This is a genomic window from Chlamydia gallinacea 08-1274/3, assembly GCF_000471025.2.
Lineage (GTDB): Bacteria > Chlamydiota > Chlamydiia > Chlamydiales > Chlamydiaceae > Chlamydia > Chlamydia gallinacea.
On the sequence record NZ_CP015840.1, the window covers coordinates 169075 to 195734 of the forward strand.

Consider the following 26660-nt stretch of genomic DNA (forward strand, 5'->3'; position numbering starts at 1 on the left):
TTATTCGTCTGGTTTTAAAACAATAAAGCGAATGACTTCTCCCTGAGACACCATAAGTAGGATATTTTCATTATGCTGATCTTTTAACACAGTGCTTAGTTCCTCTACAGAAAATACTTTCTGTCTATTTACAGCAAGAATGATTTGCCCTGGAGCAATCCCTGCAGAGCTTGCTGGCGACCCAGCTTCTACAGCTACAATCAGAACACCCTTCGTATCGGGAGAGATCCCTAATTTCTTTGCTGTTTCCGCATTTAAATTTTGTACACGAATGCCTAGTCGTTGTAACGAGGCCACTCCATCTTCTTGAGGAGCTTGAGAAATCACTACAGGAATTTCAATAATCCTTCCTTCACGTACAACCTTAAGCAAAACACGAGTATCTGGATCTGTGAGAGAAATAGCATTACGGAAAGCACTAAGAGATTCAACCTCTTTACCATTATAAGCGATGATTACATCCTCTTGTTTCAATCCTGCTTTATAAGCAGGAGAACCTTTAACTACATCCGTAACTAAAGCTCCATAAACTTTCTCTAACTTATAACAAGCTGCTAACTCTGCATCTATAGGTTGAAGGGTAACACCTAAAAAGCCTCGAATTACCTGACCATCACTAATTAACTGATCAATTATTCTCTTAGCCATTACGCTAGGAATAGCGAAACCAATGCCTATGTAACCACCACTACCACTTACAATAGCTGTATTGACTCCTATAACCTTTCCATCAATGTTTAGGAGAGGTCCTCCTGAATTTCCTGGATTAATTGCAGCGTCTGTCTGAATAAAATCTTCAAAATCAGCAATATGCAACTGATTTCTCCCCTTAGCGCTAATCACACCCACTGTCACCGTAGCCTGCAATCCAAAAGGGTTACCAATAGCAATGGCCCAATCACCTACCTTCAAATCATCAGAATTCCCGAAATTTAAGTAGGGAAGATTTTTTGCATTAATTTTAATCACAGCTAAATCTGTTTTAGGATCGAGTCCTACAACTTTAGCAGAATACTTTTGACCATTGTGTAGAGTAACATGAATTTTCCCTGTATCTTCAACCACATGGTTATTCGTTACTACATACCCATCTGAAGATACAATAAAACCCGTTCCTCGCACGGCTTCTTTAGATATAGGGCGTTCTTTTTGCGAAGGCAAACCAAAAAATCGATTAAAAAATTCGTCATTAAAATAATCAAAAGGATTGTCATAAGGTCCCTTGCGCCCAGGAGTAGGCTGTACAGAACGACTACTTTTGGGAAAACTTTCAATATACACAACTCCTGGAGTTGCTTGTTCAGCAACTCTAGAAAATCCTCCAGAAATCTCTTTTAAAAGCATTTCTTGAGGCACTTCAGATACACGGCTATCCTTTTTCCCAGCAGCAAATCCTAGAGGAGAAGGAGAAATACTTAAACAACTTATTACAGCTAATACTATATATAATGGCTTCTTTATCATACTTTTCTTCCCTACCTACGATAAGCTCCTGACTACTTGTACAACCATGGAACCTTCACGTGTACGAGATCTGAATTCTTTGCATTCAGAGAGTTTCAAATTCAAATCTACTATTTTATAAACTTTTTTAGAACAATGATGAAAAGTAAATTATATTGCAGGCAGAGATTACTACAATGATTTTTCTCTTAAAAATTTGAAAATAACAGCAGCTATTTTCTCACAACCATGCTAATAAAATCCTCTAAATGCGAATAATTTACACTGACAAGTCTAGAATCTATCAACTACAATTATGAGAGGAACGCAAAACTTCTTCTACTGTCTCTCCAATACAAGCTGGGGATTCTACTACTGTAACCCCAGCACTCCTTAATGCTTGTTTTTTGCTTCGTGCATCACCACGATTTCCAGAAATAATAGCTCCCGCATGTCCCATACGCTTTCCTTTAGGAGCTGTTTCTCCTGCAATGAAAGCGACAACAGGCTTGGTGCAATGCTTTTGAATCCATTCTGCAGCTTCTTCCTCGGCACTTCCTCCAATTTCCCCAATCATCAAAATAAGATCTGTTTGAGGATCATGTTGAAACTCCTCAAGAACATCAATAAATGACGTTCCATTCAAAGGATCCCCACCTATTCCTAAGCATAGGCTTTGCCCTATACTCCTTTGAGTGAGTTGCCAAACTGCCTCATAAGTTAAAGTCCCCGATCTTGAAACAACTCCCACATTTCCTGGAAGATGGATATACCCGGGCATAATACCAATTTTATAGGCGCCAGGTTTAATAATACCTGGGCAATTCGGCCCAATAAGTCTTGATGAACTCCTACGCATGACATTACTTACTTCAAGCATATCTTTAACAGGAATCCCTTCCGTAATACATACAATAAGAGGAATTTTCGCTTCCTCAGCTTCAAGAATCGCTTCTGCAGCATAGGCAGGAGGAACAAAGATGAGAGTTGCCTGACAATTAGTTGCTCGTTTTGCCTCCAAAACAGAATCATAAATTGGTAGATTCAAATGCACAGTTCCTCCCTTCCCGGGAGTGACTCCACCAACAAAATTTGATCCATAAGCTAAGCATTGTTCGGTATGAAAAGAACCAGCTTTTCCTGTAATACCTTGAGTAATTATAGGGACATTTTTACTTAACGAACAAAACATAAAACTTCCTAAATGTATTTACTCAATGCTACGGCTAATTTTGCACCTTCATCCAGAGAATCCGTGAATTGGCAAGAAATCCCTGAGCGCCGTAGAATTTCTTTTCCTTGCTCCGAATTTGTTCCTTCTAAGCGTACAACTGTAGGCAAGCTATTTTCTCTTTCTTGCATCACAGCCACAAGCCCCGAGGCGATCTCAGAGCAATTCATAATTCCTCCAAAAATATTAATAAACAGGACTCTAACATTTTCATCTGATAGCACTAAAGAAATTGCTTTCTGAATTTGTTCTTCTGAAGCACTCCCTCCAATATCCAAGAAATTAGCAGCTGACCCTCCATGAATTTTCAGAATGTCTAATGTACTCATTGCCAACCCCGCACCATTAACCAAACAACCAACGTTCCCATCTAGAGAGATGTAAGAAAGGCCCATCTGTTTGGCAAGAACATCTCGAATATTTTCTTGAGAAGGATCATACAAGACTTCTAATTTAGGATGACGGTATAAAGCATTGTCATCAATGGTCATTTTAGCGTCTAAAACAAAAAGATTTCCCTCTGTAGTTAGGACTAGAGGATTAATTTCTAACAAAAAAGCATCGTTATCATAAAAACACTGGATTAACTTGTGAATTAACTGCGTCCCTTGTTTCCCTAGCTCTCCCTCCCAACGCATGAACTTAAGAATTCTTCGCATTTGATAATTATATATACGCGCATAAGGAGAGAGAAAAACAGTTAATAATTGCTCTGGAGATTTGATTGCAACCTCTTCAATATCAATTCCACCTGCTTTGGACAATATGATGGCTGGGCAACGATGTTTTCTATCTACATAGATAGCGATGTAATACTCAGTGGCAATATCAACTAAAGGTGTAATTAAAACTTTCTCTACGGGCAGAGCCTCCCCAGAAGTTTGATCGCTAACAAAACGCATCCCTAGCAATTGTCGAATAGCATCTTGAATTTCTGTCACAGAGCGGGCAATCCGAACTCCTCCATTCTTTCCTCTTCCTCCCGCATGCACTTGTACCTTAACTACCCCAGAGCTTATACCCATTTCCTGAATAACGTCCTCACTCTCTGAAAGAGAAGATAGTACTCGGTAGGGAGGAGTAGGGATCTTGTAAGATACGAGTAAATCTTTAGCTTGATACTCATGAAGGTGCATAAATAGTCCTTTAAATTTTCCTTTTTATCTTGTATCATTCTTTTTACTTCAACTAACTTTGCTCTAATCAATGTTTAAATTCTTTAGTAGCAAGATTCAGTCTTTATTTAAAAAAGCTCCCTCTAAGGACCTCTTAGAATTAACAGAAAGTTTATTCTATGAAGCAGACTTTGGTTCGGAACTCACCGAAGAGTTATGTTCTCGGATGCACAAGTGCCGCAAGCCTAGCGAAGAAACTCTCAAAGAGCAAGTGACTTCCCTTCTCAGAGACACATTAGAAAGTCTTCCTGTAGAGCAGAGTCCTGACCAATCTTTTCCTCGGGTATCTCTCATACTTGGTACCAATGGATCAGGGAAAACTACAACAGTGGCGAAACTGGCGCATTATTACCAATCTCGTTTAGAAAAGGTCATGATCATTGCCACGGATACTTTTCGTGCTGCGGGGATGACGCAAATGCGCTACTGGGCAGAGAAATTGCATTGCGGTTTTGTTTCAGGGAAACCCGGAGGCGATGCTGCAGCTATCGCTTATGACGGAATTACTTCTGCTCTTTCTCGAGGCTATGATCGTGTCCTTATTGATACTTCAGGCCGCCTCCATACACATACTCATCTTCTTCATGAATTATCTAAACTTGTATCTGTATGCAATAAAGTACTTGCGGGTTCTCCCCACGAAAAATTTATGACTGTGGATGCGACTTTAGGAGGAAATACTGTAGATCAAGTCCGCACTTTCCATGAGATGATTCCCCTATCAGGAATTATCCTTACTAAAGTTGATGGCTCCGCTAAGGGGGGAACGCTATTTCGTATTGCGAAACAACTAAAAATCCCCACTAAATTCGTTGGCTATGGCGAATCCATGGGGGACCTTGAAGAATTTCATCTTGAACGATTCTTAGAAAAACTATTTCCTACTTAAAATGATTGAAGAATCAGCTTAATTTCTTCTTCCTGAAGAAGAAAAAATTTGCAAAAGGTACCAAAATACCATAATTACATTACAATACATCTTTAATGCTAAGATCAAAGAAAGCTTATAGCTCAAATCTCCATCATTTCCTACAGTTTGGGAAACTTTGCGAATCGTTTGTGCATCCACTACTGTTAATCCTACAAACATAAGTAGTCCTATGTAGCAGATGAATAAATAGAACACGGGCATATAAATAAACAGAGAAACTATAGCAAATATTCCTGATACTAGAACGAACCCTACTAATCCTAAAGTTAAAATTTTACTTACTTGAGTTAAGTCTGTTTTTGTAAATGCTCCATAAGCAGCTGCTATACCAAAAATCAATCCTGCAGAGCCAAAAGCTGCCCATACGACATTTCCACCATAATGTAGGGCATATACGGGGACAAGGGTCCCAAAAAATAATCCTTCTAACACAGAATAAGTGACAAATAACCCTGCAACTGCAGGAACAGAAAGCTTATGAATCTTAGCATTGATGTAGAATGATACACCTAAAGTCGCAAGACACCAAATCCACCAAAGGGAAAATAAGCTCCGGTATAATCCAGAAAAATACAATCCCAACGCTACAAAAGTCGTTATTGCAAGGCCCGCAGTCATCCAACCATATACTCGAGATACAAATGTACCCGACATACGGGATTCTTGTGCATAATCACGATCGTATAGTCCCATAGAACCTCCTATACTCACATAAATTAAAAACTTACTTTATTTATTAAATCCATAGTAAAGACTACCAAAATTAATTACTATTACCAAAAACATTAATAATAAAACAATCTTCCCGCCAGGAACTAAATGCTTTCCTTTATAACTATGCTTACCATAACGACCTTTCCATACCATCAACAAAGGGAAAAATCCAATAATCAAAGCTGCCCCCACGCCCCCTGCGTAATGTAAACATTTTAATACAATCTCGGGATAACACATTGCCCAAGCCAGAGGGAGAATGATTGTTACACAGAATATAGAAAAATTATGTGTCTTTTTATTCCAACGCAAGGCATCGGCCAAAAAATCCATTAATCCCAAAGCAACACCTAATAAAGAGGAAATTAAAGCAAAAAAACCGAAAAATTCCCCCGCAACATAAAATAAGGAACATTGTAGAGCATTTTTCATCGCTTCTACAGCAGTATGTCCATGTGCATGAGAGTTAACTAAAAAATGTATAGGGACCACTCCTAAAACAAGACCTTCCCAAATGATATACAGAATTAAGGGTAGCAAACTCCCAATAAGGATCGATTTTTTAACATCAGCAACTTTCCTATCTAAATAATAATACAGAGAAGGGATAACGTTATGAAAACCAAAAGACAAAAACAATATAGGTAGATTATGTAGCGAATTTCTCCAGGAAGCATGTAAAAGGAATTCCGGTTGTAATTTGACAAAACCTAAAATGCAGAACACAGAAAACGCAGCAACCAAACCAAAGACAAAAAAACGGTTACAATAATCTATAATTTGAGTTCCTAAAAGTAATGCAGGGCAAATAATGAGCGCAAATCCTAAAGGCGCTAAGTGGCGCACCCAAGTTGAAGAAAATCCCTGACATCCAAAAACCCGAAATAAAATGTTCCCTCCTTCACAAAAGTAAGCAATTAATAAGGAATAAAATAAGAACAAATATACTAACCACAGGCAAATTTTACCTATATCTCCAAGAGTATATTGAGCCATAGATAACATATTAATTTGTTGCTTTTCCTTAAACCAGGTCATAATTTCCAATAAACAAAGCCCTGATAACACGGAAAACAACCAAGAAAGACCGTATAAAAAAACTGTTGGGAAAAATCCAGAACATGCTGTGAGTACAGGCATAGCTAGTATACCAGCACCTATAGCTGTGCCAGCAATAATTAAAGAACCTCCTAAAATCTTACTAGACATGAGAAACCTTTCTTCATCAATATGTTTTAAAAATTACAAACTTGAGACGTGTTAATAAATTATCACTATTCTACTGTTACAGATTTTGCAAGATTTCTGGGACAATCTATTTCATTTCCTTTTTGCAATGCCATAGTATATGCCATAATCTGCCCTGCCACAGTATAAAGAATAGGAGTAACAAGAGGATGGCCATCTGGAATATAGATTTGAGCATCAGAAACAGCCGCTATATCCTGCTGTGTCTCTGAAGCCAAAGCAATAACATGCGCTCTCCTTGCTTTAACCTCCATGATACATCCCACCATTTTGTCATAAACAATAGGATCACCACAAAAAGTAATTACCGGGGAACCTGTGCTAATTAAAGCAATAGGCCCGTGCTTCATTTCACCTGCAGGATAACAATTTGCTTCCACATAAGCTATTTCTTTCAATTTTAAAGCCGCTTCCATGCACACGGGATACATAAAACGGCGACCTAAAAATATAAAACGGTCCTCATGAGCATACTGACGCGCCCAGGAATGAAGATATTCATTGTTTAATAGACGACGACATAGCTCAGGAAGCTCCAAGATCCCTTTTCCATAAGCAAGATGCTCCTCTAACTTTAAAGCATCTTTATCACCAGCCAGTTTCAACCCAAACAAAATAAATAGAAGAAGCTGCGCAGTAAAAGCCTTTGTAGATGCCACACTTACTTCAATACCTGCTTCTAAAAATAAACAATAATCAACTCCCGTAGCAAGTGCGGATTCTTCTACATTACATATGCCTAATATACAAGAAACTTTCCTTCGACGAAATTCCTTTAAAGCAGCCAGAGTATCTGCAGTCTCTCCAGATTGACTAATCAAAATTGCCAGTGTATTTTCTCCTATGTACGCTTGGCGATAGCGAAACTCCGAAGCAACCTCTATAGATACAGGGATTGAAACCAATGACTCAATAATATACTTAGCTAGCAAACCTGCATGATAAGAAGAACCACAGGCTACAATAGAAATTGCATTAAAACTTTTTAAAGAAAAACCCTCTAAAAACTGAGAACGTAAATGCCCCCGATCATCAAGATACTTGTTAATTAACTGCTCTAATACTTCGGGTTGCTCATAAATTTCCTTAAGCATATAGTAACTGTACCCTTGCTTATTCAAATCAACTTCCCGATAAGCTATCTGACGAATTTCCTTGTGTATACACTTTAATGCAAAACTATATGTCTCTACTATTCCTGGTCGTAAAACAGCTAACTCTCCAGAAGCTAAAGATTGTACATCCTTCGTATATTTTAAGAATGCTCGTGCATCCGAAGCAATAAAACACTCTTCCTTCCCCAAGCCAATGAGAAGAGGACTATCTTGCGCAGCACAAAGCAAAACATCCGGATGATCTTTATGAATCAGGCCGCAAGCAAAACTACCTTTCAGTTGGGAAAGGGTCCATGAAAAACTATGGAGAAGATCTTGCGTTCTTTGGTAACGAAACGCGAACAACTGAACAATAACTTCAGAATCCGTATCCGAAGAAAAGAGAATTCCTTGATCAAGAAGTTGAGATTTTAACTCTTTAAAATTCTCAATAATTCCATTATGCACAAGAGCACAACTATTCCTAAAATCTTTATGAGGATGAGCATTACTTACTGTGGGGACCCCATGAGTCGCCCAACGCGTGTGTCCTATAGCTAAAGAGGAAAAAATATTCGTACATTGTAAACAATGTTTTAACTCATTTACACGCCCTAGAGTCTTCTTTATAAACAACTGTCTGTCATGAATAGTAGCCAGCCCTACGGAATCATAACCACGATATTCTAACTTTTCCAGTCCTTCAATAACTAAGGGAACTGCCGACTTAGAACCTAGATATCCAAATATTCCGCACATAATATCTTAACCTTAATCTACAGCGCCCGCTCCAAGTTCAGAATCCACAATATCCGCTATTGTTTTCGCTAGGCAATCCACTTGATGTTTTTTCAATCCCTCCACCATAACCCTGCAAATATTTTCTGTTCCAGAATATCTTAATAAAACGCGTCCAGAATTCCCCAAAGTAGCCTGAACATCTCTTAAAGCTTCTTGCACCAAAGGCAGGGTATCTAAAGGTATTTTTTTTCTTACAAAAACATTAATTAATGCTTGGGGACTCTTAACAATAGGGGATGTTAAATCAGACAAGGTAGATTCACTTTCGATCATAATACGCAGCACCTGTAAAGCAGAAACAATACCATCTCCTGTAGTATTATAATCCAAAAAGATCATATGCCCACTCTGTTCTCCTCCTAAATTCGCTTCATTTTCCAACATCGCTTGTAAAACATGACGATCCCCTACAGAAGAAATTAAAGGAGAAATCCCCACACTTTCAAGATACTTTAATACGCCAAAATTGGTCATGACTGTTGCCACTACACAATTATGATTTAAAAGATCTTTATTTTTTAAATCATTAGCACAGATACCCAATATCATGTCTCCATCAACAATCTGTCCTTTTTCATTTACCATAATCACGCGATCACCATCACCATCCAAAGCAATTCCGATATCTGCTTTGTGTTCGATTACAGCTTTTTGAATAACCGAAGGAAAAAGAGCTCCGCAATTATCATTAATATTCGTTCCCGTAGGTTCGCACCCATAACAAATTACTTCTGCATCTAACTCCTCAAATACCGAGGGTGCTACTTTATAAGCAGCTCCATGAGCACAATCCAGGACGATCTTTAAACCTTTTAGTGTACGCCCCTTAGGGAAAGTGGCTTTAGCAAATTCAATATAACGCCCCATGGCATCCACAACACGTTTATTCTTTCCTACAGCATAATCCTCTGGAAACTTACCAAAATCAGTATGTGCAACCATTTCTTCGATCCGACGTTCTATAGCATCACAAATTTTAAAACCTTCTGAAGAAAAAATTTTAATCCCATTGTCCCAGTAAGGATTATGTGAAGCAGAAATCATAATTCCAGCATCAGCGCGATACGCGCGCGTGATAAATGCAACTCCTGGAGTAGGAATTGGTCCTAAAACTAAAGTTTCAATTCCCATCGATGTTAGCCCAGCAACTAGGGCAGTTTCAAACATATAGCCAGACAAACGCGTGTCTTTACCTAAAACCACACGATGTTTCCCTGGCCGATTTTCCTGCAAAACACCTGCCACGGCTTTCCCAAGTAAAACAGAAATTTCCACAGTCATGGGCTCATAATTTGCTCTCCCACGAATGCCATCAGTACCAAACAGTTGTTTTATTTCTTGCATCATGATTTCCTTAAAGATGTTTTTGTTCGGGCACTCTTTTTCAGACAGAATAAGAAGATAAACACATCTGATTACTATAAAGAAAAATAGTTCTTAATTTTCCATATGAAGTTCTAACATAAAACTCAAATTGTGATTAGAGAAATCCTTACGCCCATCTTACCATAAACACACTGTAAATCCTCTTAAATGTGGGATATCTCTGGTTTCCTATCATGGAATCCCTTAAATTAAGCACGCAACTACGCAAAATAAAAATGAAAATTCTTTCAATAAATGATAAGATACAACTCAACATAAGATATTAAAGAATGTCTTTTACCTAGGTATTTTCTACTTGCAAACTTTAAAAATTCTGCTATGGTGAAATTCCCCTAGAAAAGAGCACTTAACTATAAACCCTTTTCTTCTAAGACTTTTGGACTCATACTTATAAGCACATGGTCTGCGACAACAAAACTCTTTTGCATAGAGGCTTAGCATTGTTTAGAAAAAGTTCTAAATCCACCCTTACCCCTATTATTTATTCTGCAGCCAATTACAACATACGCCCCCAAGACTTTTCTTCTCATGCGCTTTCCGTTATTAAAACTTTAAGAAAAGCTGGACATCAAGCCTATGTTGTTGGAGGCTGTATCCGTGACTTACTACTGAATACAACCCCAAAAGACTTTGATATTTCTACCTCAGCGAAACCTGAAGAAATTAAAACATTATTCAAAAATTGTATCCTCGTAGGAAAACGCTTCCGCTTAGCGCATGTCCGCTTTGCTAATCAAATCATTGAAGTATCGACATTTCGTTCCGGAAGTCCTGATGAAGACTGCCTAATTACAAAAGATAACCTCTGGGGGACGGCAGAAGAAGATGTGTTAAGAAGAGACTTTACGATTAATGGTCTATTTTATGATCCTGCAGAAGAAACCATTATTGACTATACTGGTGGGGTCAACGATCTACAAAATCGCTATTTACAAACTATTGGAGATCCTTTCGTTCGTTTTAAGCAGGATCCCGTAAGGATGCTGCGGTTACTGAAAATTTTATCCAGAACAGAATTTACTGTTGATCCTAAAACATTAGAAGCCTTGCAGCAATGTCGTTATGAATTAATTAAAAGTTCTCAGGCGCGTGTTTTTGAAGAGTTAGTTAAAATGTTAGGGTCAGGTGTATCCTCTGAATTTTTTAAATTAACAGCAAAATACCAAATCTTAGAGATTCTTTTTCCCTATATGGCTAAGGCCTTTCATTTAAATTCGAAATTACAAGAGCAAACTTTTTCCTACTTGGATAAACTAGATCACCATATTTTAGGGAAAAAACGGCACTACGAACGACACCAACTCATGGCAATCTTTCTATTCCCTCTTGTAAATTTTAATGTGCGATATAAACATCGACAGCATCCTACTCTCTCTCTCAACGCTCTTTTTGATTATATTAAAAATTTTTTAGGGAATTTTTTTTCAGACTCATTTACCAAATATTCAAAAAAGAATTTTATTCTCACGGGTTTGATTTTACAAATGCAATATCGCCTGACACCCTTAGTCCCTATAAAAAAAAAACATGTGTTCAACCGTAAAATTCTAAATCATGTACGTTTTTCTGAAGCTCTTTCTTTACTAGAAATTCGTAGCTTAGTGTATCCTAAACTTGATAAAATCTATGTTGCTTGGATGCGACATTACCAAACTTCACAATCTAAAAAGGAATCATCATAAGATAGCGTCCCGTGTTTTCCCCATCTCTTGCTCTTATACTCTATCCCATAGGATTGTTGGCTAATTTGTTTTTTGGCTGTGCATTTACTATACAATGGTTTTCTAGCTTCAAAAAAAACCAAGCCCACGTCCCTAAGATTTTTTGGATTTTATCCTCCATAGGAGCACTGCTTATGATGGTTCATGGCTTCATACAGAGTCAGTTTCCTATTTCCCTTCTACATAGTGCAAATCTTGTTATTTACTTTAGAAATCTGAATGTTACTTCCTCTTACAAGTTATCATTCACCTCTACTCTAGGATTCCTTATTCTTTCTCTACTACTTACTACCCTACCCTTTACTATAAAGGCATATTACTATCCCTCTATGGAATGGATGGCCTCACCTAACATCTTTTCTCTTCCTCTACCCCCTCCAAACCCGTATTGGCATGTCTTTGGATGTTTGGGATTATTCATTTTCTCTTCCAGATTTTTCGTGCAATGGTTCTACTTGGAAATAAAAAAATGCGCCACTCTACCTGCGTTATTTTGGCTAGTAGGCTTTTTAGGAGGATTTCTAGCATTTATCTATTTCCTACATACGGGAGATCCCGTAAACATGATCAGTTATGGATGTGGTTTATTACCTGCATTAGCTAACCTCCGCATTATCTATAAAAAACACCGTCATCTCCCTAGCCATCACAATCACAGCTGCTTTTTATCTGCAGGAGAAACAAGTGGTGACATCTTAGGGAGCCATATTCTCCGTCATATGAAAGCTCTCTATCCTCATAGAAAATATTTTGGAGTTGGTGGCCCCTTAATGCGTAAAGAAGGGCTAGATGCCCTCATGACTATGGAACAATTCCAAATATCGGGATTCTTAGAAATCTTCGTTTCCCTATTTGGATTATTCACTAAATATCGGAAATTATATAAAGCCATTCTTAAAGAAAATCCCGAAATGGTTTTTTGCATTGATTTCCCTGATTTTCATCTATTTCTCATCAAAAAATTAAGAAAATCGGGGTATCGAGGAAAAATTATTCATTATGTTTGCCCCAGTATCTGGGCTTGGAGGCAAAATAGAAAAAAAGTTTTAGAAAAAAATCTTGACGTCCTCTTGTTAATCTTGCCTTTTGAAAAAGATCTTTTTCTACATTCTCCACTCAAAACTATCTACCTAGGACACCCCTTAGTAGAAACTGCAAAACAATTCCGCCCTTGTAAAGAATGGAAAGAAAAACTAGCAATTCCTAATAAGCCCATTGTTGCTGCTTTCCCAGGCAGTCGTCCAGGCGATGTTATAAGAAATTTAACTGTTCAAGTACGAGCCTTCCTATCCTCATCTTTAGCCGGTACTCACCAACTCCTTGTCTCTTCATCTCATGACAAATATGATGATCTTCTTTCCAACCTTCTTAAAAAAGAAGGATGCGAAAATAGCCACATCATACCATCGGCTCTACGCTATCAATTAATGCACTCTTGCGACTTCGCATTAGCTAAATGTGGAACTATCGTCCTTGAAACAGCTCTACATCAAACTCCTACGATTGTCACATGTTTGCTAAGCTCTTTTGATAATTTTCTAGCAAAATATATATTTAAAATTTTTCTTCCAGCATATTCTCTTCCCAATATTATTACTAATTCCATCATCTTCCCAGAATTTATTGGGGGAAAACATGACTTTTCTCATGAAGAAATAGCTGTAGCCATGGATATTCTTTCAAATCCAGAAATCAAAGAAAAACAAAAACGCGCTTGCAAACATTTCTTCGACATTATGACAACAAATGTTGTTACACCTCAAGAATGCCTAAAAACGATATACTCCCAATCCTACTCAAATAAAATACCTAACTCATAATGGCTTCTCTAACTTAAAAGAAAAGCTGTATTACCCTAACCTATCTCAATAGAATTAATTTTCACATTTCCCTATAGTCTCCATGTAATATTCATACTAACAACACGCTCTCCACAGAGTAATAACACAAACAAAATAGTACGAAAACCTAATGCGAAACAAAAAGCAATGGTCCAGAGAAAATAATAATCCAAGAAGGACATGTCTGTTTAAGATTTTCCCTTATACAAAGATATCTACTGTAAACCATTGTTTTCAAAAAAAAGAATGGGGATTACTAAAGATATAAATACAAAAGCTTTGCAAACAATGTAAAAATACTCCTTGCAATAAGAAAAAATGTTTAGTTCTCTCTCTATACAACTAAAACGTAGCAATTCATCTTATAAAGATGCTTTATAGAAATACCTCCGCAAAACAAAACTAAAAATCTACCAAAAATATATTATACATTATCTGCTTTCATTATTAATGAAAGCAGATATCGTCCAAAACTAATCCTTAATCTATTTCATCTTCTTCTTCAGATTTAGTTTCAGTAGAAGGTGTTCCTGGAGATGTTATCGCTAACACTCTTTGCCTTCCTTCCGCTGACATACTCATCGTCATCGCTTGCACCAAAGCATTCGCTGACGAGGATTTCTTCGATTCCTCAAGGAGCTTCTCTTGTAATTCCGCTATCTTCGATTCTTTCTCACTCAATTGCTCTTGTTGAGTCCGTAACGCCTGCGTCATGTTCCCTACTTGCGACTCTAAATTCCTTACACGAGCCTGAAGCGCATCATTACTCAAGCTCAAATCACGAAGTTGGGCAGCTCGAGTCTCCAATTCCCGTCTCTGGCTCTCCAGCTTGTCAAAGAGTTCCTGATCCGCTCCTTGTAATATTTGCTCTCTCGTATAAACCTGATAGCTCGTCAAACGCTCTTTCGTCGTCTTAAACTCTTCTAAATCTTTATGCTTCTTCTTCTCCAACTTACTTTCAAAACTACGTAACAAACGTTCGTATAGCTCTAGCGTTCGTCGCAACTTCCCATTATCTTCTTTCGAAGCATTTAATTGCGTCTGCAACTCCCCTAACTTCTGCGCCTGTAAGCTTAATTCCGTATCTTTGCTCTCCTTAAAGGACTCATATTGACGCATAAGCTGCTCTCGGCGAGTCTTCTCTAATTCCAAAGCACGCTTCTCCGCCTGTAAACTACTCTCAAGGTTCGTCTTCTGCAAGGCAAGAGAATCATAACCCGCCAATTTATTACTCAATGCTGAAAGATCCGCAGAAACCTTGTCTAACTGCTCTCTTAAACTCTGTTGTTCTTGCGCTGAAACACGAACCTTAGCCTCTTCAGCTGAAAGAGATTCTCGTAATTTAGCTACCTCCTCTTGCTCCTGCATAAGCTGCTGCTGAGTCTGAGTCAATGCCTTCTGCAGCTCTCCCTCCGCTTTCTCTTGCTGCAACTTAGATAAGGATTTAGTCAAATAAGCCACTACCTCTTCTTTCTGTTTCACAACCTCCGACAACCTCTTTGCTTGCGCTTCCTCTAAATCCTTCCGAGCTTTCTTAAGATCTTCTAATTGCTTCTGTAAAACTGCTATCGTCTCCTCTTTAGTAGTCTTATCAATACGCAAATCCGAAAGCTGACTCTCTAAATCTACTATCTTCTCCTGTAGATTTTTTATCTTATCTTGATCCGCAACCACCTGCCTCTTCAAATACCCACATAAGCGCTTACTACTCTCCAGATATTTCTGCGTATACTCAGAGAGCTTCTTCAACGCAGACTTCAACCCATCAACTTTAGGAAGAGACCCACCCAACTGTTGAACAAAACTATCACAGCTATCCACAGCAGAAAGAAATTCTGAAAGACGCGATTCTAATACAGGAAGAGGAGATTGCGTCCCTTTACTAAACAATGAAGTCACCTTACTAAGGCCCTTACCTTGAGAACCCCAACCCTCTTCCTGAGAACCCCAGCTCTTCACTCGATTCTGAGCTTCTAATAACTTTTCTCTAGCTTGAAGAAAATACTCTCTTTCCCCCTCCCTAGATCGTAAAAGATCCTCGTACCTCCTTTGAGTATTAAGCAGTTTCTCTAACTCAGAAGACACCTCCCTCTCCGCAGCCTCCGCAGAAGCACGATTCTCCGACACTAAACGCTCCAAAGAAAGAACTTCCTGATCACACAAAACAGGAACCGACCTAGACTTCAAAACTAAAGAACGACAAACTAAACAATTCAAACCAACAAAAAGAAAAAGTAACCCCAAACTCAATGTAACACATAAAACTAACAATGAGGTAAAAATACCCAACTCAACCCCAAACAAACAGGAGGCAACTAACCCCCCCCCCCCCGACTAGAGCGAGAATCCCCAACACCACACTCAATATACTCGCAACCCTCAACGGTCGCAATTCCTCCACACCAGAAGGCGAACCCTTAACTCCACAACTCAAACAATTCGTCAATAACATCTTTAACTCCAAAGAAAAATCAAAAACAAAAAATCTAAACATGAATGAAATTTCTAGGCAAATCCAATAATCAATAGAATCAACAGCAACAAATCATAAAAACTAACAAAAAGCGATGTCCAAACTAAATGCTCTCAAAATCTAAAGACGGGTTCCATCTTTCCCTAAAAAGAGCAAAAGAAGAAGACAGAACCATTTAAGTTCTTCTTCGATTATAGAAACGAATAGTGTCTTGCAATCTCTTAGACAAGAGGCAAACATGCTTCTCATATTGCTCTCGAGACTCCAATTCTGCGAAATACTTTTGAGCATAAATGGTGTTCTCTTTCTCCAGAACACTCACATATTTGTTTAAACGAGTAGTCTCTGTCTCTAAGTCAACTATCTGAGCTTGATATCTAAGAGCGTGTTCTTTTAGAGATTCTATCTCCTGATTCCGAATGACAATCTCCCGATCCCGTGAGGCTATCTCTCGAGAAAATCGCTTACCATCATCTGAAAACCTATGCTGATCAATTAAATAATTAAGCCCCAATATGAACAGCACAAGAGACATAACTGTATTCAATATCAAATTACTTAAAAAAAATTGAGAAGAAACAAAACAACCTATAATACTAATAATTAAAACAAATATCGGCACAATAATTGCAACGATAGCAGTAATGCATTGAAGAATTCTATTTTTTACCGGAGAATGTGATGTTGTTTTTTCAAAACACAAAGGAAAAATCTTCATACAAAGTCTAAACTATTAATATTCCTAACTTGTACTATCTTTACTTGTTACCTTGTCACTGATAAATTTTTGCAAACTAGAAATTTCTTTCTCTAATTCCTGTTTTTTCTCTGTGAGCTTAACAAGCTCTTCTTCTTGAGATTTTACCACTCCCTTTGTAAGTTCTAATTCATCCATCACTATGTGCAATTGCGACTGTAAACTGCTCGTTGTTCCTTTTTCCAAATCCAGAGATTGTTTAAGTACCATAGCATCGGAAAATAAAAGTTCGTAACTTTCTTGCGAACTCTTAAGAACAACATTTAAAGCTGCTATTTGATGCGAATATTCCTTCTTATAGTTTATAACTTCAGCACGTAACTTATTTACTGCTACCTCCATCTGCATTTTCTCATCAGTAGCGACTTGGCTTAAAGCGAGGATCTTTTCTAACTCATCGCTCTTTTCTTCTAAAACGTCTCGTAATTTCTTTACTTCTTGAGCACAATGTGTATGCAAATTATTTAGCTCTTGCTCTTTTTCAAGAAGCATTTGTTGCAAATGGGAGGCCGAAGTAGATTCTCGAAGTTGTAACCGCAGCAATTTATAAAGAAGCCGACTGTAAGTACTGTTAAGAACTAAAAGCAAGGCAATACTAAATAGCACAAATCCCATCAGCACATAAAATGCCGAGGAAAATTGAGAACCGAAAACCACTACCAAAGAAATGCCAATGGCTAATACCGAAAGGCCAAGAGTCAGCCCAATGACAGAAGTGATCAACACAACCTTAATTTTCTTTGCACTTACATGCGACTCCGGTACTAGTTGTATTCTATTTACACTCTCTAAAGTAGGAGAAGCCATGGTATCGACTCAAAATAAAAGTAAGTCCAAAGACACAATAAAATAATCCACTTACCTTTAATTTTAAATGACTTTTTAAAAACGATTAGTTATCTCCTAGAAAAAAATTAAAAAAATTCTTTTTTTCTTAGAACATTGAATTAAGATCATTTTTCATCCACTCTTTATAATTATAAACAACTTTGAGAACTGCTATACATCTCGTTTAAAATCCCCACTTTCTGTTTTGACAGACAAAGTTCTTACTCTTTCGTTATCATCTAGAGTACCCAAGGAAAACTGGATTTCTTTAATTCTGGCCATATGGAGATAATTTGTTTATAAGAAAAATATGGTCCTAACCAATTGGGGTACCCTAAATAGTTTTACGACAATAGATGTTAGAATTAAAATTGCAAAAGAATATTGCATTCAATTAATTGGATGTGACTATCCAACTACATTAGCGTCGGGTGATAATTAGACACTAAAGAATAGCTTGGGAAAATAACAACTCCTATTAAAGAACTCTTGTCCTCAAACCATTCTCTTGAAATTAAAAGAGCGTGAACTTAAAAAGTCTAAGAATAAATAAAAACATCTTAGAAAAAGAATAAAATAATCACTTTTATTTTCATTAAACTGGATACATGTAGAAAATATTCCTAAACCACAACAAAAGTCACAGCCTAAGAAAAAAAGAAGCATTAGAAACTTGGTCTCCTGTAAATAAACTTGAAAATCAGGAGACCTCTAATGAAATAGACAAACTAACGCTATCCTACCACCGGTATTCAAGTACTTATAAACACTCGGATGACTAAAAGCAAATACAAATACTTTTAATTTCTTGTAAAATCTCGTTATTTACCCCACTTCATTAGAAAGCTTTTTACTAGCCCAAATCGTTATTTCCTTCTTGAGATTCCGCTACCTCCCCCTGTTCTCCCTGAGCAACCTCTACCGTCTCACCTTCAGGTGTACTGGCACCCTCGTGCAGATCTTCCTGCTCCTGTATTGTGTTCTCTAACAAGCTCTTCTGGCAAACAAGTGCTTCTAACTTTTCTTGAAGGAAATCAAGTTTACTTTTAAGATTACCACACTCTTTTTCTGCTACTCCTCTTTCCATTAAAGTTACTGCCTGCTGAATTTGAAGGTCTTGCAGTTGTTCTGCAAGGTTTAATCCTGTTTGTGACATCAGAGCACATTGAGTTTCCAGCTCAGATGCTAAGACTCGAGAATCTTGGTAAAGTCGACGAAGTTCCCCAGATTGTTGTCTATCTTTTTCATGTTTCTCTTCCACTTCCTGCAGTTTTTTCTGATTCCTTTCAAGCATCTCTGCTAATTCATGAATACACGCTTCCTTGTCTACAAGTGCTGCTTGCGTTTCTTTTAACATCATGCTCTCTTTTCTAAGAGCTCCCTGTAATTTTCGATTTTCTTCTACCAGTCGTTCTGCACCTACATTCTTCCTACAAATTGAAATCAATGCAATGCCCAATAAAACTACACTAACCACCATAGAAAAAATAAGAATGCAAGAGAGCGGCCCAGATGTAGAAAATGCAAAATAAGCAGTCAATAACAAAGAGAACAGCACTGTTCCTAATAAACATGTAATAGTTAAAGCAATAAGTTGTGCCCTCGCCATTACAGTACAAGGTGAACTATGAAATACTTCTGGGGGGGGGGGGGATTGATACTTGTTGTCATATGTCATTCACTTTAAAACAATTAACTTAGGAAAAGTAAGCTACTGGAAGATTTAAAATACAAGTAATTTATTTGTGTTACAAACCAGACTCTCTTGAAGAAAAAGCAACAAAAAATTTAAGATTTGACCCATCACTTGAATTAGCCGCAATGCCTTCTAAACCATAGACATAGGCGCAAAATGAGTAAGCGAAGTGAACCCAAACCGATAGCCTAGGGAAATAAATAACCAAAGGCAAAAAGAGGGTGCCGTACCGGTTCACTTAAAAGACTACTTTACCAAAAGACGAAAGAAGCTTTTTCTTTATAAGATCTTACAAACATTTATAAATGGGAGATTTTTATCTTATAAAGAATTTGCAACAACCTTTTGATGTGATCCGATTTTGGATAATTTGATTTTTAATAAATCACAGTATAAAATAATAGTATTTTAATTTATAAATCCTATAGTTAATTTTTTAAATGTCACTCGATTATAATCCTGGTGCACAGCTTTCCCTGAGAGCACAACATCCTTTGATAGGGTTCTATCGCGTCACTTCTTTCACTTCCTTACACAATAAAATTAGAGGTATCCTGAGCTCTTGTTGCTGTCTCCAGACGCCCTCTACTACACATCCAGGTTGGGTAGCTACTATATCTATCGTGTCGGCTCTTCTTTCTGTTGCTATCTCGATTCTTCTACTTCCTGTTAAACTAGTCATGCTTTTTGGACTCTGCCTCTGTAAGCCGCACCAAATTCAGCCATCTCCACTACTTAAGATCGAGACTCCTTCCGACTCACTCCCCCCTCCTTACCAAGAATCCCTTATTCAACCTCCTCAGGAAGTAGTTAGAGAATCTAGTGTAGAACTGACTCTTAAGGATTTCTTTGAGCTTTACTTTCACAATTTCCCCCTAGATCGTATCGATGTAAAAGCTATAGCTCTAGGTAGCCACGTAGAAGAATTACAAGATCCAAATTTCTCTGAAGAAGCCCTATTCAATCTACCTGCCTCTCTTTTCTATCCAGTTCCACCATCTATGGATGACATAATTCACATTCCCCTATTGGCAAGTGATGAAGAACAATCATTAGAGGCCACCTCCTCCGAAGAAGAGGAAGGTCAGTCTCCTGCGTACCCACCCTCTTCTGCTCCAACTTCCTCACAAAAAACTGTGGAAGCTGCTTTAAACGAGGATCCCTCTATTTGGCAGAAACAATTTACCGATCAACTCCTTTCCTCTGCCCCAGAGGATTGGGACTTCTTAACTACGTTACATCAATACGCCGTCTTAATGTTAGGAGAGCAGCAAGCACAAAAATTAAAAACGTTTATTGCGAAAATAGCTGATCCTGAAGCGGGTTCATCCCTATTAGACCCTGAGACACAACAAACAGCTCGAGCCTACTTAGGTGGCCTATTATCACTGCTTACAAAAGCATCTCTCCCCTCACGCCTAAAAATAGAGATGCTGAACAATATTTACCAACACCTACCCAATTGTGAACAAATACCCGAATGCTTACTTCCTATAATATATGATGAAATGCTTGCTTTATCTTTCCTTGAAAGAGAGTATGCTATTTCCTCTCCAGAAGAAGAGCTAGCGTGTTCTGGACTTATGATACACCATTTGCTTCCTCCGCTTTCTTCAGACGCCAATTCTAGTGAAGTCCGAGGTTATATTTCTTTATTACGGCAGAAATTTGCACAGCCATTAATAACAAGACTAGATAACATCCATCTCACTCCCTCAACAAATGCATTATTACAGGCCTTGGCACAACCCCACCCCCCCTGGAGTGATTTTAAACCTAGACTTGTAACTTTAATTCAAAATCTTTGTGGACACACAAATAAAACTACGTGGAGCATGCAGCACATACTCAATCGTTTATCTAGTAGAGCAGACTCTTTAATTCAGAGTGCTGAAGCTGAAGCATCAGCTCGTGCCAGTATGCACTTACTATATGAATTTATGTTAAGAAACGATATATCCAATGAACATAAACAACTTGTTCTAAGCAATATTGCCTCTTATAGTGATCGCTGTGCCCCAACCTGGATTACAGAAACAAATGCCCAGTTAGAACTCCATATGAACTCAAGCACTCAAGGAAGAGAACTTATTCTCACCTGGGTACAACAATTCAAACATCACCTAGTTCACGAACTATATCACACAGAACCACAATGGCACATAGAGACAGCCTTTAAGCTTGTTTATCAGTCTCAACTTGGTTTAGAACCAGGATTTATTGACCCCTATACACAAAGGTTATCAGAATACCGCAGCCAATTAGCAGACGCTTATTATAAATTCGTAACACAGTATTCTGAATGTGCGAACGCCATGGTAGACTATATTCTTGATCAAGCGCTACAAGCTTCTCAAGAGCAACAAAACACTTTAATGCAATTAATACTATTAGACTTAGAACGCAGGCTATCTACACATCATGTAGCTGATGTCATGGAAGCATTCTTCCCAGAAGAAAATGACTATAAGCCATGCCGGATGGCTATCATTTACTTACTCATACGCGAAGGTGTTCTTGAAACTATAAATTAATAAAGAAACCCTCTTAGTAGAGCATTAGAGAGAAAGTACCACTTATGTAGATTATATACAGGTAGTTTTCACGATCACGTAAACTACCTGTATGTTATCTAGAAGAAAAATTTCTAGAAAATTAAACGTGCCCCTCCATTTATGCCATAAGCCACGGTGTGTTCTCTCCACTCATAAGACATCCCTAAAAATGTACTGAAATAAGAATTCCATTCCGTATCATTATTAAATTGCGCCTTCATAGACTTTCTAGATAAATTGGATCCGCCCCCCTCCCAAGAATAGGAAGCCGCAGGCAAATTAATCAAAATGTGTGATTGTTTACGATACACATCCAAAGCATAGGAAAAGCGCAAACTATTTACCTCAGAACGTTGTCCTTTGGAATAATTATGTTCCAAAGATATTCCTATAGGGATGGAAACATTTTGTAAATTCCCCTCAGAGAATACTCTGGCCTCGCTACCTACTTCAGTAAATGCTGGTAATTCTAAATAAGAATATTCAGCTCCTGTAAAAGGAATAAAAGCAGATACTAAAGACGAAAATAACCTACGGGGGTTAAGAATATAGCGATAATTCACCTGAGTATCTGCTAATATCCCTCGACTATTCCATGATCCTTGGGATTTGCCTAAATCTGCAGAATATGTAGTTGTTAAATGATTATGCATATTGCTATAAACAAACATTCCCTTAAACAACCAAGAACCCGCAAAAATACTCATATAAGCAGACCCTAAATAACCGCTTTGCTCACTCCGAGATACATAAGACTGACTATCCGTATAACCAAAAAATTGAGCAAAACTTCCTCCAATTAAGAAATCTTCGATGAGTTGCGTATCCAACCCTAACGCATAACCACCCGAGCAATGGTTAAAACCATCAATTTGCGCTATTGTTGCACAGTTCAAGAAGGTTCCCAAGGCAGCTCCCCATATATTCGTTGAGTAGTCCATCTCCATTCTTTGTAAAGTAATGTTATGCGAGATTTGCTGTTGTTTCAAAGCACGTAAAATCTCATACTGCCCCCATAAGGTGTTTAAAACAATAGCTCCCCCTTTCTCTGGATTTAATTTATATCCTGTAGGTTTCCAATTGATCATTAACTTCCCATCGACTACTTGAGGATCTGACCAGTGTCCTGTATGCCCATACGTAGATTCCGTAATCACAGGAACAGAAACATGAATTTTTAAAGAATCTAAAATGTGATTCGCATCTTTAGAGTCTTCTAAAGATGTCTTAAAAGTAATTAAAGCAATATTTGTTTCTCTATTGAGTAATGCATGGTTCTCATAACCTTTGCCTTCTGTATCTATAAGAGTTAGGTCTAAAACATTAGAGTCTAGTGTCGTTCCCTCAGGAATAACAATTTGTGGAGGTATGGGCGTGATGCCAGGTTCTGAAGCAAAAGAGGCGAGGTCAACATCAAAAGAACGGACATCCAGCAATAGCTTTTCTTTAGGAAGTGGGGTGTTTTCATCAGCAATATCCATAGAATAGCAAGATTGTATTGAGGAATTGACCTTCCTCTCTTCATGTAAATTTTCGCTTTTCCCATAAGGATGGAAAACCCCTAATACAGTACCTGAAGCTAGCAAAATTTTACTTCCTCCCTCTTGCTTTAATCCACATAGCCATAATTGGGCTTGATTTGACAAAGCTAACGTACCCGACTCTAATACAGCTACTTGAGGAATTTTCGATGTAGAAGACGAAAAACGTACAATTCCTGTGTGCTCTGTAGAACCTTCGGGTGTTTTCTTATTGAATCTCAAGGTAGGATCTTTTAAGAAATCCGTATAGTCTACATGGGCCCTTCTCAAAGTGAGATCTTCAAAAATAATCGCATCAGAAAACTCTATACAACGATCCTTAGAGGCAGATATTTCTAACAAAGAAGATTCTTTTCCTTCAAAATATAAACCATCGGAAAGACCTATTGAATTGATATTGCCTTGGAAAAGAATATCCCCTCCATAGGCTTCTAAAGTTACCTTCCCCTTTTCACAAATTCGAACAGCACCACCTGTGGGGGCACAGTTACTATAAAAAGCAACTAAACCTGAGTTCTTCTGAATAATTAAATCTTGCGTGCAAATAGCACCTCCACCATACCTAGAAACAGAATCATTCTGGTCCAAAATGCTATTTCCAGAAAAAATAACATCACCTAAATTTTCTTCAATGACTACTTTGGAATTATTCCCTGAAACTGTAACAACCTGTCCTTGCTCTTCTTGATGTGCTTCCATCCATCCAGTTAAAATCGCCCCTCCAAAATTTCCTGCACTATTTCCTGAAAAAGAAATAGACTGGATATTTTCTCGAATATCTACTCCCTGTTTAGCAAAAATGGCTCCACCACCACTGTAGTTTTCTGTATTTTCAGAAGGTCGTAACATCCCATTATTTTTAAATTCTATAATCCCATGATTCTTACGTAGAAAAACATGTCCCCCAGCACTGGCAAGAGCTCCTCCAGCAACCTTGGTTTTGTTAGAAATAAAGGACACATCGCGTGCATTATCACTTACATTTAATGCACCGTGTAAGGCACACACAGCTCCACCTAAATCCAGAGAAGTATTACGTAGAAATTCTATTCCCTGGTTTTTAGAGAGATCTACAGATTGAGATAAAATGGCTCCACCACTTCCTGTTTCTCCACATACATAATTATTGGAAAAGATGAGATTCACATTATTCCCAATGTGAACTTCATCCATACCGAATAAAGCTCCTCCACCTAAAGTACGGAATTTTTGTATGTCGTTGTCTTGAACGTACATACTGTTGTCAGAAAACGTAACTTCTTTAGAGTTATTTTGGATAACGATTTTCTTTGCAAAAATGGCTCCACCACCTCGAACCACCAAATCTAGGGGTTGCAAAGCTTCCTTACTTGATTCAGAAGGTTCTCCCTTCTTAGCATCCATAACTCTTGCACATTCTAAAGGACCTGCATAAGCTGAAACTAAAGAAACACCTGAAATTTTTGCATCCATTTGAATTGGAGACGCTTCTGCAACCTCAGATGCAGGTGATTGGGAAGGAGTTTGGGTTTTGCCCTGATTATAAAAAAATCCTACGGAACCAGAATTATTGGAAATCACGACATCGTGATGTGCAAAAATGGCCCCTCCACCAAGATAGGTACTCGGGGATGTACACTGAGTAATAGAATTCTTAGAAAAAGAAACCGCCCCCTGATTACCAGAAAGAATGACACTATTTCCGTAAAGAGCGCCCCCACCTATAGAATTGTGTATAGAATCAGAATCTAACGTATTTATATTCGACACAAAACATATATCTCCAGAATTATCTAGAATTTTAATCTCACCATATGCCTGTGATTCTTCTGAAGAATAACAGTGAATGGCTCCTCCACCATAGCGTGCCTTGTTTTGTTCAAAAATTAGGGACCCAAAATTGTTCTTTATCTCTACAGTATTTCTGGAACTAATAGCTCCTCCTGATAGATTCGCAGAATTTAACTTGAATATTGAATCCCCCACATTCTCTGTGAGCTTGATATGTTTAGAAACAAAGCCCCCTCCATGAGATTGAGAAGAATTTTTGTAACAATATACCCGATTGTTATTAAAGAAATGGATCTCTTCTCCTGAGGCTAAAGCGCCCCCACCTAATATAGAAGCACTTGATGTAGAAATTAACGCTGCATTCTCTATAAACTCTAGGGCCCCTGTATTTCCATAGACATGAATGGCCTGAGATGATGCGATAGCCCCCCCAGAAAGAGCTTGATTTTTTGTATAAAGAGTATTTCCAAGATTCTCCGAGTAAGTAAAATGACTACAAGCTAAAGCTCCTCCATTTGCTTTATCTGCCTGGTTGCCCTCGACTAAAAGAGCTCCATAATTACCTACAAAAATAAGAGAACCACTCGGAAAACAAGACTTCGGGGACGCTTTTTGAGAATAACCTGCACAATAAGCCCCACCACCTTGTGATAAATCTGTTTCTTGACCAGAAGAAAGCAGATCGACTTGCGACTTACAATGGACCAAAGATACATCACAGCAATTATTGACAACGACACTTTGTGCTGCAACACCTCCCCCACTCATTTGAGACTCACATCCATCAAAAACAAGCTTTTCTTTAAAATTTTCAAAAACAACATCTTTATCAGAATAAATCGCTGCTCCCCCGCTATAGGATTTTAGTAAAGAAAAAGAGAAACCCGATTTCTCTCCATCTCCTAAAAACGCAAGGCCTATACACCCTAACTTTCCTATTTCTTGCTCAGTTTCTTGGGAGGAGTATGTATAACAAAAAGCTAACCCATGACTCGCATCCTTGAACGCATAATTGTGAGCTGATTTCTCCCCCTCATCTTGCTGTAATGGGACAACAACAGTCGAAGAGGAAGGCAAAGTCGCATGAATATTCGTCCATGAGAAAAGTTCCCCTACACGGAAACATGTGCTTTGTTTCGTCCAATATTGCCCTTGAGACACCTCAGAAAAAGATAAATTATGAACAGCACATGAAGATAAGTTCTCCAACACAGACTTCTCTTCAAATACATGACTCTCCTGTTTAGAATCAGAGGGCTTATCTTTCTTTACAATACCTGCAGAAGCAGATTCTAATTGTGTTTGCCTCCAAGAACACAATTCAGATATTATGTGTTGCGAATCTAATTCATGACCATATAGCCCATGTGTAGAAGCCAGTAGAGTAACTACGATAGAATGCGAAAATGCTGATTGAAATCTTGATACCTTGTTTGCGACCATCATAAACCTAAT

16 protein-coding genes are annotated in these 26660 nt (G+C 38.0%); 4 read left to right on the forward strand and 12 right to left on the reverse strand.

What is annotated here, in order from left to right:
• The 3 genes from htrA to sucC form a co-directional block, all read right to left on the reverse strand.
• The gene (htrA, locus tag M787_RS00770; RefSeq protein ID WP_021828563.1) at positions 1–1464 is read right to left on the reverse strand and encodes a serine protease HtrA; all 1464 of its coding nucleotides are present in this window, start codon (positions 1462–1464) and stop codon (positions 1–3) included.
• A gap of 283 nt (positions 1465–1747) precedes the next feature.
• Positions 1748–2635: a succinate--CoA ligase subunit alpha gene (gene sucD, locus M787_RS00775; protein ID WP_021828564.1), complete on the reverse strand. Its 888-nt coding sequence runs from the start codon at positions 2633–2635 to the stop codon at positions 1748–1750.
• Between the two features lie 8 nt (positions 2636–2643).
• On the reverse strand, positions 2644–3810 hold the full coding sequence (sucC, locus tag M787_RS00780) for an ADP-forming succinate--CoA ligase subunit beta (protein WP_021828565.1): 1167 nt from the start codon (positions 3808–3810) through the stop codon (positions 2644–2646).
• A 70-nt stretch (positions 3811–3880) separates the two neighbouring features.
• On the opposite strand from sucC, the gene ftsY reads away from it, so the two are divergent.
• Positions 3881–4738 (forward strand): signal recognition particle-docking protein FtsY, encoded by an 858-nt coding sequence (ftsY, locus tag M787_RS00785; protein WP_021828566.1) that lies wholly within the window; start codon positions 3881–3883, stop codon positions 4736–4738.
• Between the two features lie 18 nt (positions 4739–4756).
• On the opposite strand, the gene M787_RS00790 is transcribed toward ftsY, so the two are convergent.
• The 4 genes from M787_RS00790 to glmM form a co-directional block, all read right to left on the reverse strand.
• Entirely contained in the window at positions 4757–5473 is a 717-nt protein-coding gene (locus tag M787_RS00790; RefSeq protein ID WP_021828567.1) for a Bax inhibitor-1/YccA family protein, read from the reverse strand.
• A 36-nt stretch (positions 5474–5509) separates the two neighbouring features.
• Entirely contained in the window at positions 5510–6703 is a 1194-nt protein-coding gene (locus M787_RS00795) for an aromatic amino acid transport family protein (protein WP_021828568.1), read from the reverse strand.
• 65 nt (positions 6704–6768) lie between these two features.
• Complete coding sequence (glmS, locus tag M787_RS00800; RefSeq protein WP_021828569.1) at positions 6769–8595, reverse strand: glutamine--fructose-6-phosphate transaminase (isomerizing); 1827 nt, start codon at positions 8593–8595, stop codon at positions 6769–6771.
• A 12-nt stretch (positions 8596–8607) separates the two neighbouring features.
• On the reverse strand, positions 8608–9984 hold the full coding sequence (gene glmM, locus M787_RS00805) for a phosphoglucosamine mutase (protein WP_034734751.1): 1377 nt from the start codon (positions 9982–9984) through the stop codon (positions 8608–8610).
• Between the two features lie 437 nt (positions 9985–10421).
• Here glmM and pcnB point away from each other — a divergent pair, with 437 nt between their 5' ends.
• Together pcnB and lpxB are read left to right on the forward strand one after the other, a co-directional pair.
• Positions 10422–11705 carry a polynucleotide adenylyltransferase PcnB gene (pcnB, locus tag M787_RS00810; RefSeq protein ID WP_021828571.1) on the forward strand — a complete coding sequence of 428 codons (1284 nt, stop codon included), beginning with the start codon at positions 10422–10424 and terminating at the stop codon, positions 11703–11705.
• 11 nt (positions 11706–11716) lie between these two features.
• On the forward strand, positions 11717–13564 hold the full coding sequence (lpxB, locus tag M787_RS00815; protein ID WP_034734749.1) for a lipid-A-disaccharide synthase: 1848 nt from the start codon (positions 11717–11719) through the stop codon (positions 13562–13564).
• A 501-nt stretch (positions 13565–14065) separates the two neighbouring features.
• Here the strand turns inward: lpxB and M787_RS00820 are convergent.
• The 4 genes from M787_RS00820 to M787_RS00840 all read right to left on the reverse strand — a co-directional run bounded on the left by M787_RS00820 (position 14066) and on the right by M787_RS00840 (position 19321).
• Positions 14066–15889, reverse strand: a complete 1824-nt coding sequence (locus M787_RS00820) for a coiled-coil domain-containing protein (RefSeq protein ID WP_021828573.1) — start codon at positions 15887–15889, stop codon at positions 14066–14068.
• A gap of 344 nt (positions 15890–16233) precedes the next feature.
• A complete protein-coding gene (locus M787_RS00830; protein ID WP_021828575.1) occupies positions 16234–16776 on the reverse strand; it encodes a hypothetical protein in 543 nt (180 codons plus the stop codon).
• Between the two features lie 24 nt (positions 16777–16800).
• Positions 16801–17622: a hypothetical protein gene (locus tag M787_RS00835; RefSeq protein WP_021828576.1), complete on the reverse strand. Its 822-nt coding sequence runs from the start codon at positions 17620–17622 to the stop codon at positions 16801–16803.
• Positions 17623–18496: 874 nt separating this feature from the next.
• Positions 18497–19321 (reverse strand): hypothetical protein, encoded by an 825-nt coding sequence (locus M787_RS00840; protein ID WP_021828577.1) that lies wholly within the window; start codon positions 19319–19321, stop codon positions 18497–18499.
• Positions 19322–19779: 458 nt separating this feature from the next.
• On the opposite strand from M787_RS00840, the gene M787_RS00845 reads away from it, so the two are divergent.
• On the forward strand, positions 19780–21873 hold the full coding sequence (locus M787_RS00845) for a DUF1539 domain-containing protein (protein WP_021828578.1): 2094 nt from the start codon (positions 19780–19782) through the stop codon (positions 21871–21873).
• Between the two features lie 113 nt (positions 21874–21986).
• On the opposite strand, the gene M787_RS00850 is transcribed toward M787_RS00845, so the two are convergent.
• The gene (locus M787_RS00850; protein WP_021828579.1) at positions 21987–26648 is read right to left on the reverse strand and encodes an autotransporter domain-containing protein; all 4662 of its coding nucleotides are present in this window, start codon (positions 26646–26648) and stop codon (positions 21987–21989) included.
• Between the last annotated feature and the right edge of the window lie 12 nt (positions 26649–26660).